We start from the raw sequence: 15,407 nt of genomic DNA, 5'->3' as shown, positions 1-15,407 counted from the left end.
AGTAGGGAAGGGCGGCGTTTTGACGATCGATATGAATAATGCGGCGGGCACGAACGGAGCGGGCGCCGAGGTCGCGCCGCTCATCGAGCTACGCGACGTGGTGTTTTCCTATGCGGGGCATACGGTTGTCGATGGTGTGTCGCTGCAGGTCGATCGTGGCGAGCTCGTTGCCCTGCTTGGCCCGAATGGCTGCGGCAAGACGACGATCATGCGCCTTATTAACGGTCTTGAGCTTGCGGACGCGGGTGCGTACCTGTTCGACGGGCATGTGGTCGATGCGGCATATCTCAAGGATTCCGTGACGGCCCAGCGGTTCCATCAGCGCGTGGGCTTTGTGTTCCAGAATGCCGATGCGCAGCTCTTTTGCGCCACGGTCGGCGAGGAGGTCGCGTTTGGCCCCGCCCAGATGGGGCTGCCGGCAGACGAGCTCGAGCGCCGCGTGCGCGATGCCATGGGGCTGTTCCAGGTTGCCGACCTTGCCGACGCCTCTCCCTATCAGCTCTCGGGCGGGCAAAAAAAGCGTGTGGCGCTGGCGGCCGTCGTGTCGATGAACCCGGATATCTTGGTCCTCGATGAACCTACCAATGGACTCGACGAAGATTCATGCGACATCGTGGTCAACTTCTTGCTAGCCTACGTCGCGGTGGGTAAGACGGTCTTGATGAGTACGCATCACCAGGATCTGGTGCGACGCCTGGGTGCCCGCGCCATCTATATCGATCGATATCACCATGTGGTCGAGGCGCCTTCGCCGTCGTATGGAACCGAAAGCGGTGCTACGGACTAGTTGCTGCGTAAAGCGTGCGTAGCCGCCTGCGCGGCTTTGCCGTGATGGTATAGTTATCCAGGTTTTTTATGGGGGTGGCTATGCCAAGCTGGAACATTCATATCGCTCAGACGGAGCGTTTGCTGGATCGCACCAGTGTGCTTGCCGATAGTGTGCGCGACCGCAATGCCTTTTTGTTTGGCTGCGTGGTTCCGGATATCTTCGTGGGCTATATGGTTCCTGGCATTGCCGATCCCATTCCGTATAGCATTACACATTTTGCCAAGCCCGAGCCTATCCCCAAGCCGCGTGAGCAGGAGTTTTGGGACACTTATGTGGCGCCGCTGCTCAAGGGTATGCCGATAGGTGCGCCGGCTGCGGCGACGTCGATTGTCGAGGAACGCGAGCGACTGAACCGCGTGCACTATCCCCAGCGCTACAAGTATGCCGAGCCGGTTGCCGGTCCCGGCGCTAGTGAGTTCTCGCTTGCGTCCGAAGATGTGGCGCAGTCGCTGCTCGATTTAACGCTGGGCGTCTGGTCGCATCTGGTGGCCGACACGGTATGGAACACGCGTGTGAACCAGTATCTGGAGGCGCACGGCGGCAAGCCGTGTGAGGAGTTCCGCATTAAAAAGCAAGGCGACTTTGACTGGTTTGGCAAGACGCTGGGCATTGTTTCGATTCCGCGTGCGACCAATCGCCTGTATACCGCGGCGACGCGTTTTGGGCAGTATCCCATCCATAAGGAGTATGTGCTCAAGACTATCGGCGTCATGCACGAGATTGTACGCGAAAACCCCGGTGAGCCCGATCATCCGCCGTATCGCCTGCTAACCGAGGAATTTTTCGATGCAACGTTTACCGAGGTCATCGAGCTAACCGAGGCAGGCTTTGCCGAGCGCGTAGCCGCTCCCGGCACACCCGCACTGCCCCTGATTGCTAGCTGCTAGCTGGCCGGCCCGGTAGTGAACAGCTCGTCCCAATCGACAAATAGCTTTTGCCGCAGGGCATCTTCGGCGTCGCACTCCTGTTTGGTCTTTGGGGTGTAGGGAAGCCCAGCCTTTTTATGGATGAGCTCGGCTATGTGGTCGAAGCTCTTCTTATCCTTAATCTGGTCATAGGTAAGTTGGATGACGTCGTAGCCCATGCTTGTGAGTGCGGTGGCGCGCTCGGCATCGGAGAGGCTCGCGGCTTCGCTGTCATGAGCGGAGCGGCCTTGGCATTCCAGAATGACACCCATGCTGTCGGTGAAACTTTCGATGAGGATGTCGGCGTAACAGCAGGTTTTGTCATACAGCGAACGTGCGGCTTCGCTGAGCGGGATGCGCGCGTTATTGGTGATGTCTATGCCCAGGCCGCCTTCGTCGCGGGGGAGTGAGATGAGCATGGATGTTTGGACCTCGAAGGGTGAGGCAGTCTGTCCTGTCATGCGTTTGGCGGCCCAACGGAGTTGCTTGACGCCGCGCAGGCCTGCGGCCTGCTTGGCGAACGCGGCGATATCCGCCGCGCTGAGGAGCGGCGCGCGTTTCCACAAATTGGTGCCATTGCCCTTGGTGTCAACAACGCGCTCCCAGCCACAGTCGGGTGGAATGAGCTTAAGGGATATTGCCTCATCAAGTTGCTTTTGCGCACGCTCGCAGGGCGTAAATACTGCAAATGAGCTGCACATCTCATAACACGCCATGAGCAGCTGGTTGCGTGAGACCTGCGTAGCAAGGTTGAGCAGTGTGAACTCGGGCGATGTGACATCAAATCCATGTTCAGTTTGCCTAAACGACCCGGGAGGTGGTTCCTGGGTCAGCAGGCGGCTGCGAAAAAGCTTGCCGTTCGCGCGGCGACCCTTTTCGCCCACGAATCTCCAGACCGGCTTGTCGAGTAGATCCTCAAATACTGGCTGTTTTGAGTAATGCACCAAGCGATGGTCATGGTCGGGCGGCAGGATTGCCGGATAGAGTCCCAGTATCTGGGGCGGGATGCGATAGTACTGGAAAGCCGAGGGTCCGCAAGCGAGAAATGACATAGCAATCCGATCGTTTGAGCGTTGTTTGGGCTAGAAAGGCTATCGGTTTCGGAAGTGCGGGGAAAAAGAGAAGCAGGCAAAGCACAAGGAGTATTTGAGCCAACTTTATCAGGGGTTTTGTTGAAATAAAAGGGCTTGTGCTTGGGGGTGAGCAATTTTTCCCCGCACTTCCGAAAACATAGTCATTTTTGACCTTGCTAAAACGATTTAGCAGCGTCGGTTAAGGTGTGGGTTTGCCACCGGGCGAACACTTTTAGCGCTTGGGACTTTATTTTTGGGCCTCGAAAGGTGGATTTCGCGCTTTTGGTAAAGAAATGGGTGCGTGTTTTGCCGTGTGCCGGCATTGACACAGAAAAAGGGCCCGGAAGGCGAAGCCTTCCGGGCCCTTTGCAATGCAAACATGCTTGCAAGTACGACTTAACGCACCTGAGCGACGTAAGCGACGTTGGTCGAGGAGACCTTGTCCTCGAGCTGGACGCTCATGCGGGGATCGCCGGCGGTGGCGACGGTCAGATCGCCGGTCTCGACGTAGCCGAGCTCCTTGGCGGTCTCGATCGCCTTGACGATCGTGCCGTTGACGGTGCCCTGGGTAATCTCTGCCTGGTGCGGGATGACGCCCCAGTACATGATCATCTGCTGGACGGCCCACTCGTGGCGGGAGAACGCGCAGATCGGCATGTTGGGACGGAAGTGCGAGATCAGGCGAGCGGTACGACCGGTGGTCGTCGGCACGGTGATGCACTTGGCGCCAACGGTGGTGGCCATGTTCACAGCGGACATACCCACAACGTTGTTGACAACGCGGGTGCCGTGAGCGTCAGCGGGAACCTCGAGCGGAGCGTGAGCCGGGAGGTACTTCTCGGTCTCGAGAGCGATGCTGGCCTGCATCTTAACGGCTTCGACCGGGTACTTACCGGCAGCGGACTCGCCAGAGAGCATAACGGCGTCGGTGCCGTCGTAGATGGCGTTAGCAACGTCGGCAACCTCGGCGCGCGTCGGGCGCGGGTTCTGCTGCATGGAGTCGAGCATCTGCGTAGCGGTGATGACGGGCTTGTAAGCCGCGTTGCACTTGGCGATGATCTCCTTCTGGATGTGGGGAACGAGCTCGGGCTTGATCTCGATGCCCAGGTCGCCACGGGCGACCATGATGCCGTCGGAAGCCTCGAGGATCTCGTCGAAGTTCTCGACGCCCAGGGCGCACTCGATCTTTGGGAAGATCGTCACGTGCTCGCCACCGTTCTCGCGGCAAAGCTCGCGGATGCCGCGGACGGACTCGGCGTCACGGATGAAGGAAGCGGCGATGTAGTCGATGTTCTCGGTCAGGCCAAAGAGAATGTCCTGACGATCGCGCTCGGTGATGGCGGGCAGCGAGATGTTGACGTTGGGCATGTTGACGCCCTTGCGCTCGCCAATCAGGCCGTCGTTCTTGACGACGCAGGTCATGTCCCGACCGTCGACGGACTCGACCTCGAGGGCAACCAGGCCGTCGTCAATCAGGATGAGGGAGCCCTTCTCGACCTCGGAGGGCAGAGCCAGGTAGTCGAGGGAGATGTGCTCAGCGGTGCCGTGGAAATCCTCGGACGTGGGCTGAGCGGTGACGACGATCTTGTCGCCGGTCTTGACGGCAACCTTCTTGCCGTCGACCAGAAGGCCGGTGCGGACCTCGGGGCCCTTGGTGTCGAGCAGGATGCCGACGGGCAGACCGAGCTCCTTGGAAATACGACGGACGCGCTCGATGCGACCGTGGTGCTCGTCGTAAGAGCCGTGCGAGAAGTTGAAACGGGCGACGTTCATGCCCGCCTTGATCATCTCGCGGATGGTCTCGTCGCTATCGCAGGCGGGACCCATGGTGCATACAATCTTAGTGCGCTTGTACATTCAGACCTCCATCTGACATCGTCTTGCGCTGATAGATAAAGCATAAGAAATAAAACTGAGTTGATTATAACGAAATGACGACCGAATACCCCAAAAAATCGACCGTACGCCGATTTAGAAGTTCATTCTTTAGTCAAAAAAGACTAAAGAAAAACTTTTACCAAGCGGTCTTACCGCTGCTATCTGGGCGATATTTCAGTTTGCCGATGCGCTGAAGAAAAAACGTTTTATCAATCTCGAGCATCACACTGTCTGCACCGTTGCACCCGAGCCGTGTTTCCAATTGGAATGTTTTGGCTAGACGCGCCGCTTTGGGGTACCATAGCTCCACTATCAACTGCCGCTCAGCACGGCAGCCTTGATGAGCCCTTGCCCTTCTCCTGGGAATTATGATCGGGCATCAATCTGCTGAGTGGCCCGAATCCCAGGAGGGGACTCTATATGCAAAAGGAATACCTGTCCGCCGCGGCGGAGGTGCTCAGCGACCAAGGTGTCGATGAGCACCTCGGCCTGAGCACCGGCGAGGCGTCGTCGCGTCTTGCCAAGACAGGCCCTAACAAGCTTGAGGAAGCCGAGAAAACGCCGCTTTGGAAGCGTTTCTTTGAGCAGATGGCCGACCCCATGGTCATCATGTTGATCGCGGCCGCGGTTATCAGCGCGCTCACGGGCATGGTCAAGGGCGAGCCCGATTTTGCCGACGTCGCCATCATCATGTTCGTCGTTATCGTCAACTCGGTGCTGGGCGTGGTCCAGGAGGCTAAAAGCGAGGAGGCCCTCGAAGCCCTGCAAGAGATGAGCGCGGCGCAGTCCAAAGTACTGCGCGACGGCAAGCTCGTGCATCTGCCGAGCTCCGAGCTCGTGCCCGGTGACGTGATCATGCTCGAGGCGGGCGACTCCGTCCCGGCCGACTGCCGCGTGCTCGAGAGCGCCACGATGAAGATCGAAGAGGCCGCACTCACCGGCGAGTCCGTGCCGGTCGAGAAGCACGCCAACGTGATCGAGCTTGCTGCGGGCACCGATGACGTGCCGCTCGGCGACCGCAAGAACATGTGCTACATGGGTTCCACCGTTGTGTACGGCCGTGGCCGCGCCGTCGTGGTCGGCACCGGTATGAACACCGAGATGGGCAAGATTGCCGGCGCCCTGGCCGAGGCTAAGGAAGAGCTCACGCCGCTGCAGGTGAAGCTCGCCGAGCTCAGCCGCATCCTTACCATCATGGTTATCGTCATCTGCGTCGTCATCTTTGGCGTCGATATCCTCCGCCACGGCGTGGGCAACGTCCTTACCGACCCGACCGCTTTGCTCGACACCTTTATGGTCGCCGTCTCGCTCGCCGTCGCTGCCATCCCCGAGGGCCTGGTCGCCGTTGTGACCATCGTGCTGTCGCTTGGCGTGACCAAGATGGCCAAGCGCCAGGCGATTATCCGCAAGCTTTCTGCCGTCGAGACCCTCGGCTGCACGCAGACCATCTGCTCCGACAAGACCGGTACCCTTACTCAAAACAAGATGACCGTCGTCAAGCACGAGCTTGCTGCGCCTAAGGAGAAGTTCCTGGCCGGTATGGCGCTGTGCTCCGATGCCCAGTGGGACGAGGATTTAGGCGAGGCCGTGGGCGAGCCGACCGAGTGCGCGCTTGTCAACGACGCCGGCAAGGCGGGCCTCACCGGCCTGACTGCCGAGCATCCGCGTGTGGGCGAGGCCCCGTTCGACTCGGGTCGTAAGATGATGTCCGTGGTCGTAGAGACCCTGGACGGCGAGTATGAGCAGTACACCAAGGGCGCGCCCGACGTGGTGATCGGCCTGTGCACCCACATCTACGAGGGCGATAAGGTCGTCCCCCTGACCGAGGAGCGTCGTGCCGAGCTCGTGGCGGCCAACAAAGCCATGGCCGACGAGGCCCTGCGCGTGCTGGCGCTGGCGAGCCGCACCTACACCGAGGTTCCCGCCGACTGCAGTCCCGCTGCGCTCGAGCATGACCTGGTCTTCTGCGGCCTGTCCGGCATGATTGACCCTGTCCGCCCCGAGGTCGCCGACGCCATCCGCGAGGCCCACGATGCCGGTATTCGCACCGTGATGATCACGGGCGACCATATCGACACCGCCGTGGCCATTGCCAAGCAGCTGGGAATCGTCACCGATCGCAGCCATGCCATCACCGGTGCCGACCTCGATCGTATGAGCGACGAGGAGCTCGACGCGCATATCGAGGACTACGGCGTGTACGCCCGCGTCCAGCCCGAGCACAAGACCCGTATCGTAGAGGCTTGGAAGTCGCGCGACCAGATCGTGGCCATGACGGGCGACGGCGTCAACGATGCCCCGTCCATCAAACGCGCCGACATCGGCGTTGGCATGGGCATCACCGGCACCGACGTTACCAAGAACGTTGCCGACATGGTGCTTGCCGACGACAACTTCGCCACCATCATCGGTGCCTGCGAAGAGGGCCGTCGTATCTACGACAACATCCGCAAGGTCATCCAGTTCCTGCTTTCGGCCAACCTTGCCGAGGTCTTCTCGGTGTTCATCGCCACGCTCATCGGCTTTACCATCTTTCAGCCGGTGCAGCTGCTGTGGGTGAACCTGGTTACCGACTGCTTCCCCGCGCTCGCGCTGGGCATGGAGGATGCCGAGGGCGACATCATGAAGCGCAAGCCGCGCAACGCCAAGGACGGCGTCTTTGCCGGACATATGGGTCTGGACTGCGTGGTCCAGGGCCTGATCATCACCGTGCTGGTGCTGGCGAGCTTCTTTGTGGGCGTGTACTTTGACATGGGCTACATCCACATCGCCGATATGATCGCCGGCGCCGCCGACGAAGAAGGCGTGATGATGGCCTTCATCACGCTCAACATGGTCGAGATCTTCCACTGCTTTAACATGCGCAGCCGTCGCACGTCGCTGTTTAAGATGAAGAAGCAGAACAAGTGGCTGTGGGCTTCGGCCGCGCTGGCGCTGGTGCTGACGGTGATCGTAACCGTGCAGCCGACGCTTGCCGAGATGTTCTTTGGCCCTGTGACGCTTGAGCTTAAGGGCGTTATCGCCGCGCTGGGCCTGGCCTTCCTGATCATCCCGCTGATGGAGATCTACAAGGCGATCATGCGCGCTGTGGAGAAGGGGTAGGTCGAAAGGCTGTCCTTCCCACCGGCCCGACCGCCTGCGGGGTTTCCACGGGCACGTCCTCGCCGCTTTGCGGCTGCGGGATGTGCCCTTGGGAAACCCCTCCCGGCGGGCGGGCCTTCGGATAACCTCTCAGGACCATAAGCTGAGGGAAAGTTTGTGAGCTGGTCGGGCTTTGCCCGGCCAGCTCTTTTTGTTTTAAAATACCTGCTCAGTTGTGTGGTTTTGTGCTGGGAGGCATCTGTGGGCAAAGCTAAGGCTAAAGCGAAGAAAAAGACGACGGGGGCGCGGGCTAAGCGCGATCGTCGCCGGAAGCTCGCGACCGAGGCTCCCGCATCTGCTGAGGAGCTGCTGGCAAGCGTGCCGGGACTCGACGCGCTGCAGGACGTTCCGGCGTTTGATGACCTGCCGGTCGATGAAGCCCAGCAGACTGCCTTTGATGATTTCTGCGCACATGCCGAGGAGCCCGAGCAGATGCAGCTTGGCGCCGTGGTGCGCTTGGATCGCGGGTTTCCGCTGGTGGCTACTGCCGACGACACCTTTCGCGCCGAGCATGCCGTGGGGTTTGCCAAGTCGCGCGGCGAGGACGAGGTCCTGCTGCCTGCCGTGGGCGACCGTGTGGCGGTGCGCCGCGCTCCCGGGCACGATATGGGCGTGATTGAGTGCGTGCTGCCGCGCCATACGAGCTTTGAACGTTGGCGCGGCCGTGCCCGCGGAGAGCGCCAGGTGCTCTGCTCCAACGTGGATAGCGTGCTAATCGTGCAGGCGCTCGGTGCTGGCGAGGTGCTGCTCGACCGCGTGGCGCGCTCGCTGGTGTTGGCGCTCGACTGCGATGCCGAACCGGTGGTGGTGCTCACCAAAGCTGACCGCTGCGATGCCGAGGAGCTCGAGCGCGATCTGGACCGCGCGCGCCGCCTGGTGGGTCCGGACGTGCGCGTGATCGTGACGTCCTCTGCCGAGGGCCGCGGCCTGGACGAGGTCCGTTCCTGCGTGCCTGCTGGGAGCTGCGCCATGATTCTGGGCGAGTCGGGTGCCGGCAAGTCGACGCTGCTCAATGCACTGCTGGGCCACGATACGTTGGCGACCGGCGGTGTGCGCGAACGCGACGATCAGGGCCGTCACACTACCGTCGCGCGCGTGATGGTGGCGCTGCCGGGCGACGCCGGCGTGATCGCCGATGCCCCGGGCCTGCGCAGCCTACCGCTCGTGGGTCACGAGCGGGGTCTGGCGCGCGCCTTCCCCGAGATTGTCGAGGCATCGCGCGCGTGCCGGTTTGGCGATTGCACACATACCCATGAGCCGGGTTGCGCCGTTCGCGAGGCCGAGGACGCCGGGCAGATCGACGGCCTGCGTCTGGAAACGTTCCAAAACCTGGCGTCATCCATGCGCGTGAGCGCTCAAATGCTCGATCCCGATGTCCATTTGTAATTGATTTTTCCTATGACAGCCGTCTCCCAAGTGTTCGGGAGACGGCTTTTTTGCTGCGGAAAAGCCTCGAAACATGCAGTTTGCTGACGTGCTGACCAAAACCTTGCCACGAGCTTGACGGGCTGGTCAGTTTTTGGTCAGCGATTGGTTTGACATCGAAAACCAAGATCGCGATTGCGCCGCTTTGCACTCTGACCGCCCAGACAATGGTGGTACGGGCATTCGCCCGGCACTGCCATGAGAGGAGCGGCCGTGAACAAGAGCAAGCGCATCGCCATCAGTCTGGTCGCAGGCGTGCTCGCTGCTCTGCTCTGCATGGTTTACGGCTCGTCGATCCGCTCGCAAGCCGAACAGGTCCAGGCAGAGACCTTGGCCAAGTACGGGGGCGATCGCGTCGAGGTATGCGTTGCGGCGCGCGATATCGATGTGGGCGAGACCCTCGATGAGACCAATGTCATAACCCAGGAATGGCTGACGAGCCTGCTGCCGCGTGACGCAGCGACCGAGCTGCGCCAGGTGCGCGGCGACGTGACGACTTCGCGTATTCCCAAAAACGCCGTGATCTGCAATGTCTACACCAAGGCCGAGAGCCACAAGCTCGAGGTGCCTAAGGGCAAGGTCGCCGTTTCGGTGGCGGTCGATGCCGAGCACTCGGTCGGCGGCGCCACGGGCGTGGGCAGCTACGTGGATGTGTATGTGCAAAAAGACGGCGTAACCGATCGGCTGTGCGGCGCGTACGTGATCGATACCAGTGAGGATTCCGGTGCCACGCGCGAGGGCAAGATCGAATGGGTGACGCTGGCGGCTGACCCCGAAGACGTCAAGGAACTGCTGGGCGCCTCGGGCAAGGGAACGGTCAGCTTGACGATTCCCGCCACGGCTCGCGGCAAAAAGAGCGGAGGCGACGAGTGATGAAGGCGATCTGGCTTGCGTGCTGCGCGTGCGGCGATTACGGGCTGTTGCAGCGGGAAGTCGAGGGCCGTGATGCGGGTGCACAGGTGCTTCGCGTGGGTGACCTGGACGGGCTGGTTTCCATGGCGCGGGCGTTTCCGTCGCGCCGCGGGGCTGCCATCATCGCGGCGTCTCTGTTTGATACCGAAGATGTGCGCAAGACTGTTGCGCGCCTGACGGCCGAAGGCCGCGTGAGTCGCGTGGTCGTGTTGATAGAAGCGCTCGATCCGTCGGATATCGAGGGGCTGTTTCGCGCGGGGGCGACCGAGGTCATCGCTGCGCACAGTATATGTGGCAACGGGCGCGCGGGCGAGGGAGCGGTTGATTCCGATCGGCGCATGACGATTGAGCCCGATGCTTTTGTTGATAGGGAACCCGGGGCGCCTCGCGCTACAAGAGGCCCGCGTGTTGATGATTATGGAAAAGCGGAAGCCGAGCATGGTCGGCGCCCCCGGAACCCCCTTGTATACGATGACGCTGGAGGGCCGGCACAGCATGCTGGCGACTCCCCGGCTGTAGATATGGGATACGTGCACGGCGTGAATCTGGCGGATGAACTGGACGAAGTTGAGGGCTTTGCCGGGTGCGGCGAGTTGTCGCCGATGCAGCATGAGCAGATTGCACAGAACGAGCCTGCCTCGCAGACCGAACAAGCTGCCATGCCGGCTTGGACGCAGCGTGTGGTTGCGGCGGGGGAGACGGGGACGCTGTCACCGACGCCCGCCCCGCCGCTTCAGATGCCGCCGGCAGACGCCGCCGCTCCGCCGCATCGAGCTCCGGTCATCTGCGCCATTTCGGGTTCGGGCGGTTGCGGCAAGTCGACGATTGTTGCCACCATGGCACACACATCGTCGCTGTTGGGCTTGCGTGCCGCCGTGCTCGACCTGGACCTGATGTTTGGAAACCTTTACGACTTGTTAGGCGTCGATGCTCCGCGCGATATAGCGGCACTTATCGAGCCGTCGGCGGCGGGCGCGCTCGCCGAGCCGGATATCGTAGCCGCATCGATGCGCGTGGCGCCGGGCGTTACGCTCTGGGGTCCCGTCGCGGCGCCCGAGCAAGCCGAGCTCATGGCACGTCCGGTGGAGCTATTGCTTGATGTTCTGCGTCGCGAATCCGACGTGGTCTTTATCGATACCTCGGTCTTTTGGGGCGACGCCGTGGCGGCTGCGGTGGCGGCGAGCGACCGTTGTCTGGTCGTTGGCGATGCGGCGGTGTCGTCCGCGACATCGGCGTCGCGCGTCATTGAACTGGCAAGTCGAGTAGGTGTGCCGCGCACGCGCATGAGCGCTGTGTTCAACCGGTTCGGTGCGCGCGGGGCAGACGAGGACGTCGCCATGCGCTTTGAGATTGCCTGTGCGTTGAGCTCCAAGATTCGTATCGCCGATGGCGGACAGGATCTCGCCGCGCTCATGGCGTTTGGGCGCGCTGACGAGGCAGTGGGGCAGACCAGCGCTTTTGCGACCAGTGTGCGCGAGGCCACGCGCGAGATGCTCGTGGAACTGGGGTGCGCCGTCGGCCCTTGGAGCGATATGGTCGCCGACCGTGCAACACGCACCGAACGCCCGCGTATTCGCCTTCCCTGGTCGCGCGAGGGTGATCAGCGATGAGCCTGCAAACGAGGATTAAGGCTGCCGGCGCTGCAGCGACGGCAGCGCCTGTAGATGCAGGGCGTCGCCGCGCGGTGAAACGACGCACCAAGCGCGCCGTAATGGACCGCATGGGTTACGACGAAGTGGCGCGTATCAGCGCCTATATCGACCCGGCGCTTGCCCGCTCGGAATTGCGTCCCGCGGTGGAGGCGGCGCTCAATGTTGAGGAGCCGACCGATCTCGCGACGCCCGAGCGCGAGACCATCATCGACGAGATTTTGGATGATGTGGTGGGCTTGGGGCCGTTGCAGCCGCTCATCGAGGACGACACCGTTACCGAGATCATGATCAACGGCTGCCGCTCGGCTTTCTTTGAACGCGGCGGCGTTTTGTATCCCATCGAGCACGCGTTTGAGGACGACGAACAGATCCGTGTGCTAATCGACCGCATCATCTCGCCACTTGGCCGCCGTATCGACGAGCGCAGCCCCATTGTCAACGCCCGCCTCAAAACGGGCTATCGCGTCAACGCGGTGATTCCGCCTGTGGCGATTGACGGACCGATTCTCACCATCCGAAAGTTCTCGGACCGTATCTGCTCTCTGGACGAGCTCGTGGGGTTGGGATCGCTGCCGCTTTGGTATGCGCAGCTGCTGTCGTGCGCGGTGTCGCTGCGACAGGACCTGGCGGTTGCGGGGGGCACGGGATCTGGTAAGACCACCCTGCTCAACGCGTTGTCATGCGAGATTTCCACCGGCGAGCGCATCGTGACGATCGAGGACTCTGCCGAGCTCAAGTTTGCGCATCATCCGCACGTGGTGCGCCTAGAGGCGCGCGAGGCTTCAATTGAGGGTGAGGGCGCGGTGACGATCCGCGACCTGGTAACTAATGCCCTGCGCATGCGCCCCGACCGCATCGTGGTGGGCGAGGTGCGCGGTGCCGAGTGCTGCGACATGTTGCAGGCCATGAACACGGGCCACGACGGGTCGCTCACCACACTTCATGCGGGTTCAGAACAGGAGACCGTGGTGCGCCTGACGTTGCTTGCACGTTATGGCATCGATCTGCCGAGCGAGCTCATCGAGGAGCAGATTGCCATGGCGCTCGACGGCATCGTGATGTCCGAGCGCCACGCCGATGGCAGGCGCTTTGTGGCCTCATATTCGGGGGTTCGCCGCGGCGTGTCGGGCGGTGTTGAGCTCGAACGCTACGTGACTTTCGATGCCGCCGAGTGCACCTGGACGCTCGACCGCGAGCCGCCGTTTATCGCAGAAGGCCTGCGGTCGGGGACGCTTACACAAGAGGAGGTGGACGAATGGAGATCGCTATGCCCCTCGTCGTAGGGGGCTTGGCAGGGCTTTCTGTCGCGACGGCGTGTGGGGCAGAGCCTCGTGTGCCGCAGGTACCGCCGGCGGAGCTGGCACGTCAGGCGCTCGAGACGGTGGCAGAGAAGCTGCCGCGTGAGCTGGTGGAAAACGATCTGCTGAAAAAGATCGCCCGTTCGTGGGCATCGTTGGTCCCCACAGATCGCTTTGGGCTTGCTATTGAGGATAACGCGACTCGCCTGGCATTTCTGCTGCTATCGAGCGGTGTCTGCTGCGTTTTGCTAACGATGGTGTCGTTATCGCCCCTCGGATTTGCCTTGGGACTTGTTGCCCCGTTTGTCGTTGGCGCCGCCCGGGATGGCTTTGAGAGTCGGCGCGAGCAACACGATGTGGAGGAGGCCATGCCCGAGGCGTTTACCGCACTTTCCATGTCGCTTGCCTCGGGACATTCGCTGGCCCAGGGCATGCGCTTTGTGGGCGCTCATGCGCAAGAGCCGGTGCATACCGAGTTTTTGCGGGTGGCGGCGGCGATCGATTGCGGCATCTCGGCGACCGATGCGCTCGACGACCTGCTTGTCCGCATCGACGCCCCCGGGCTTTCGCTTGTCGCGTTGGCGCTCAAGGTGTCGCAGCGAACCGGTGCCCCGCTTGCCGACCTGCTGGCCGAGGCGTCGAGCATGGTGGGGGAGCGCATTGAGCTCAAGCGCCGCCTGGATGTCAAGACGTCGCAGGCCCGCATGTCGGCGCATATGGTCGCGGCGATGCCGGCGGGCATGTGCGCGGTGTTGGCGCTGCTTTCGGCAGATTTTCGTCGCGGTCTTGTGACGCCTGCCGGTGCGGGCGCTGTGGTGCTGGGTCTTGCCCTCAACGCCGTTGCCCTGGTGGTTATCCGGCGCATTATGAGGGTGGAGCTATGAGCGCCCTGGTTGCAGTTGCGGCTTGCCTGTGCGCTCTGAGTGTATTTGTCGCGACGGGTTTGGATCGGGCGGATGCACGCAAGATCGCAGGTACCTGCAAGCGCGAGGCAGTGCTGGTCGCTGCTGCGGGTCGCTCGGTGGCCGATGCCCTGACCGCGCGAGTGAAGGGCGCGGTTGGGGCGGGCGGCCCGGCGCGAGTGTCGCTCGGCGAAGTGTCCGAGATGATCGATGTTGTTCGCTTGGGTCTTTCGGCCGGTCTTTCGTTTGATGCGGCGCTTGAGATTTTCTGCGCCAACCGCCGGTCAGTGCTGGCTCTTCGCCTTGAGCGGGCCCGCATGGCGTGGCAGGTGGGCGTGGGCACGCGTGAGGACGAGTTGTTGGCCGCCGCGCGCGACCTGGACGTGCGAGCGCTCGAGACCTTTGCCATCACGGTGGGGCAGGCGCTCGCCCTGGGTGCCCCACTTGCCGAGACGCTGGCCGCTCAAAGTCGCGAGATCCGTGCAGCTCATCGCGCCGCGGTTGAGCGCGAGATCGAGCGTGCGCCCGTCAAGCTGCTGATTCCCACCGGCACGCTCATCTTGCCGGCGTTGCTTCTGTCCATATTGGGCCCGCTGCTGGGAGCAGGCGGGATGATGTAGGGAGGAATACATGAACACGATGGTCGAAGTTGCTGACAAGGCTTGGAACTGGGCTTTTTGCCGGGCGATCCGCGCTCGCCAGCATGCCAAGGAACTGTTGCAGGAGGAGAGCGCGCAGGGTACCACCGAGTACGCCATTTTGGTGGGCGTGCTTGTGGTGATCGCGATTATTGCCATCGTTGCATTTAAAGGCAAGGTTAAAGAGCTATGGGATGCGATCAGCGAGGGCATCAACAGCCTGTAGAGGGCGAGCGCCCCATCGGGGTGCTGCTGGTGTTTGCTTGCCTGATCGTGGCGATAGCGGCGGTGCTTTGGGGGCTTAACTCCGCGCGGCAGCAGCGTCCTGGGGCCGCCTTCGACTCGGGCTCAGATTCGGCGGTGGCGTCTCAAAAAGATGAGACGCGAGATGCGGACGATTCGGATGTCGCTGTCACGGCGCAAACCTTTCTGCGGACGCTCGACAAGCGGTCTGCCACTGCGACGGATTCGCCTGAGGGCAACGCGATTGCGGTCCGGCTTGCATGGTCCGAGGACCGACCGATGACCGAGGCAGCGGCGGATATGTTACGCGCCTACCGCGAGGTGCCAACGGCCCAGCTCGCCCTGAGCGGCTATCTCGATATTAAGGGCAACGTATGGGGCGCCATCGTGCGCGATGGACGCGGCTGGGTCGATATGGTGACGGTTGCTGCGGATGTCGGCGATGCTTCGTGCCGCCTGCGCGTGATCCGCCTGAGCCCGCAGGCATCGAACTCAAAGGAGGGGTCGTGAA

General features: G+C 62.0%; 13 protein-coding genes. 11 read left to right on the top strand and 2 right to left on the bottom strand.

Features of this window, described 5'->3' with window-relative positions; translation table 11 throughout:
• The first annotated feature begins 19 nt into the window (after window positions 1-19).
• Window positions 20-787 (top strand): energy-coupling factor ABC transporter ATP-binding protein, encoded by a 768-nt coding sequence (locus DWX25_RS08650; RefSeq protein WP_117799319.1) that lies wholly within the window; start codon window positions 20-22, stop codon window positions 785-787.
• 80 nt (window positions 788-867) lie between these two features.
• The gene (locus tag DWX25_RS08645; RefSeq protein ID WP_117763563.1) at window positions 868-1,716 is read left to right on the top strand and encodes a hypothetical protein; all 849 of its coding nucleotides are present in this window, start codon (window positions 868-870) and stop codon (window positions 1,714-1,716) included.
• Here the strand turns inward: DWX25_RS08645 and DWX25_RS08640 are convergent.
• Together DWX25_RS08640 and pyk are read right to left on the bottom strand one after the other, a co-directional pair.
• Window positions 1,713-2,786 carry a hypothetical protein gene (locus tag DWX25_RS08640; protein WP_117743144.1) on the bottom strand — a complete coding sequence of 358 codons (1,074 nt, stop codon included), beginning with the start codon at window positions 2,784-2,786 and terminating at the stop codon, window positions 1,713-1,715. The two genes, DWX25_RS08645 and DWX25_RS08640, sit on opposite strands and share 4 nt — an antisense overlap.
• 417 nt (window positions 2,787-3,203) lie before the next feature.
• Complete coding sequence (gene pyk / locus DWX25_RS08635) at window positions 3,204-4,664, bottom strand: pyruvate kinase (RefSeq protein ID WP_117799320.1); 1,461 nt, start codon at window positions 4,662-4,664, stop codon at window positions 3,204-3,206.
• Between the two features lie 441 nt (window positions 4,665-5,105).
• On the opposite strand from pyk, the gene DWX25_RS08630 reads away from it, so the two are divergent.
• The 9 genes from DWX25_RS08630 to DWX25_RS09415 all read left to right on the top strand — a co-directional run bounded on the left by DWX25_RS08630 (window position 5,106) and on the right by DWX25_RS09415 (window position 15,406).
• Window positions 5,106-7,787 (top strand): cation-translocating P-type ATPase, encoded by a 2,682-nt coding sequence (locus DWX25_RS08630; RefSeq protein ID WP_117799321.1) that lies wholly within the window; start codon window positions 5,106-5,108, stop codon window positions 7,785-7,787.
• A gap of 471 nt (window positions 7,788-8,258) precedes the next feature.
• A complete protein-coding gene (rsgA, locus tag DWX25_RS08625) occupies window positions 8,259-9,212 on the top strand; it encodes a ribosome small subunit-dependent GTPase A (RefSeq protein WP_199412347.1) in 954 nt (317 codons plus the stop codon).
• 252 nt (window positions 9,213-9,464) lie between these two features.
• Complete coding sequence (gene cpaB / locus DWX25_RS08620; protein WP_022094089.1) at window positions 9,465-10,124, top strand: Flp pilus assembly protein CpaB; 660 nt, start codon at window positions 9,465-9,467, stop codon at window positions 10,122-10,124.
• Window positions 10,124-11,773 (top strand): P-loop NTPase, encoded by a 1,650-nt coding sequence (locus DWX25_RS08615; RefSeq protein ID WP_117763565.1) that lies wholly within the window; start codon window positions 10,124-10,126, stop codon window positions 11,771-11,773. The genes cpaB and DWX25_RS08615 overlap by 1 nt, the downstream gene beginning before the upstream one ends.
• Window positions 11,770-13,098: a CpaF family protein gene (locus tag DWX25_RS08610; protein WP_117763566.1), complete on the top strand. Its 1,329-nt coding sequence runs from the start codon at window positions 11,770-11,772 to the stop codon at window positions 13,096-13,098. Before DWX25_RS08615 ends, DWX25_RS08610 begins: the two co-directional genes overlap by 4 nt.
• The gene (locus DWX25_RS08605; RefSeq protein ID WP_117794010.1) at window positions 13,071-13,997 is read left to right on the top strand and encodes a type II secretion system F family protein; all 927 of its coding nucleotides are present in this window, start codon (window positions 13,071-13,073) and stop codon (window positions 13,995-13,997) included. The genes DWX25_RS08610 and DWX25_RS08605 overlap by 28 nt, the downstream gene beginning before the upstream one ends.
• Entirely contained in the window at window positions 13,994-14,635 is a 642-nt protein-coding gene (locus tag DWX25_RS08600) for a type II secretion system F family protein (protein WP_117734714.1), read from the top strand. The genes DWX25_RS08605 and DWX25_RS08600 overlap by 4 nt, the downstream gene beginning before the upstream one ends.
• Window positions 14,636-14,645: 10 nt before the next feature.
• Complete coding sequence (locus tag DWX25_RS08595; protein WP_117734713.1) at window positions 14,646-14,879, top strand: hypothetical protein; 234 nt, start codon at window positions 14,646-14,648, stop codon at window positions 14,877-14,879.
• The gene (locus DWX25_RS09415) at window positions 14,843-15,406 is read left to right on the top strand and encodes a hypothetical protein (protein ID WP_147336106.1); all 564 of its coding nucleotides are present in this window, start codon (window positions 14,843-14,845) and stop codon (window positions 15,404-15,406) included. The genes DWX25_RS08595 and DWX25_RS09415 overlap by 37 nt, the downstream gene beginning before the upstream one ends.
• The last annotated feature ends 1 nt before the right edge of the window (window position 15,407 follow it).

This window comes from Collinsella sp. AF18-8LB, assembly GCF_003459795.1.
Taxonomy (GTDB): domain Bacteria; phylum Actinomycetota; class Coriobacteriia; order Coriobacteriales; family Coriobacteriaceae; genus Collinsella.
Note: the sequence above shows the minus strand (reverse complement) of the source record. Positions and strands in the feature narration are given on the sequence as shown.

Excerpts from the sequence above, each read along its gene's own strand:
- rsgA (WP_199412347.1), top strand. The coding sequence starts at position 8,259 with ATGCAGCTTGGCGCCGTGGTGCGCTTGGATCGCGGGTTTCCGCTGGTG.
- DWX25_RS09415 (WP_147336106.1), top strand. The coding sequence starts at position 14,843 with ATGGGATGCGATCAGCGAGGGCATCAACAGCCTGTAGAGGGCGAGCGC.
- DWX25_RS08630 (WP_117799321.1), top strand. The coding sequence starts at position 5,106 with ATGCAAAAGGAATACCTGTCCGCCGCGGCGGAGGTGCTCAGCGACCAA.
- DWX25_RS08595 (WP_117734713.1), top strand. The coding sequence starts at position 14,646 with ATGAACACGATGGTCGAAGTTGCTGACAAGGCTTGGAACTGGGCTTTT.
- DWX25_RS08645 (WP_117763563.1), top strand. The coding sequence starts at position 868 with ATGCCAAGCTGGAACATTCATATCGCTCAGACGGAGCGTTTGCTGGAT.
- DWX25_RS08605 (WP_117794010.1), top strand. The coding sequence starts at position 13,071 with ATGGAGATCGCTATGCCCCTCGTCGTAGGGGGCTTGGCAGGGCTTTCT.
- DWX25_RS08615 (WP_117763565.1), top strand. The coding sequence starts at position 10,124 with ATGAAGGCGATCTGGCTTGCGTGCTGCGCGTGCGGCGATTACGGGCTG.
- DWX25_RS08640 (WP_117743144.1), bottom strand. The coding sequence starts at position 2,786 with ATGTCATTTCTCGCTTGCGGACCCTCGGCTTTCCAGTACTATCGCATC.
- pyk (WP_117799320.1), bottom strand. The coding sequence starts at position 4,664 with ATGTACAAGCGCACTAAGATTGTATGCACCATGGGTCCCGCCTGCGAT.
- DWX25_RS08600 (WP_117734714.1), top strand. The coding sequence starts at position 13,994 with ATGAGCGCCCTGGTTGCAGTTGCGGCTTGCCTGTGCGCTCTGAGTGTA.
- DWX25_RS08610 (WP_117763566.1), top strand. The coding sequence starts at position 11,770 with ATGAGCCTGCAAACGAGGATTAAGGCTGCCGGCGCTGCAGCGACGGCA.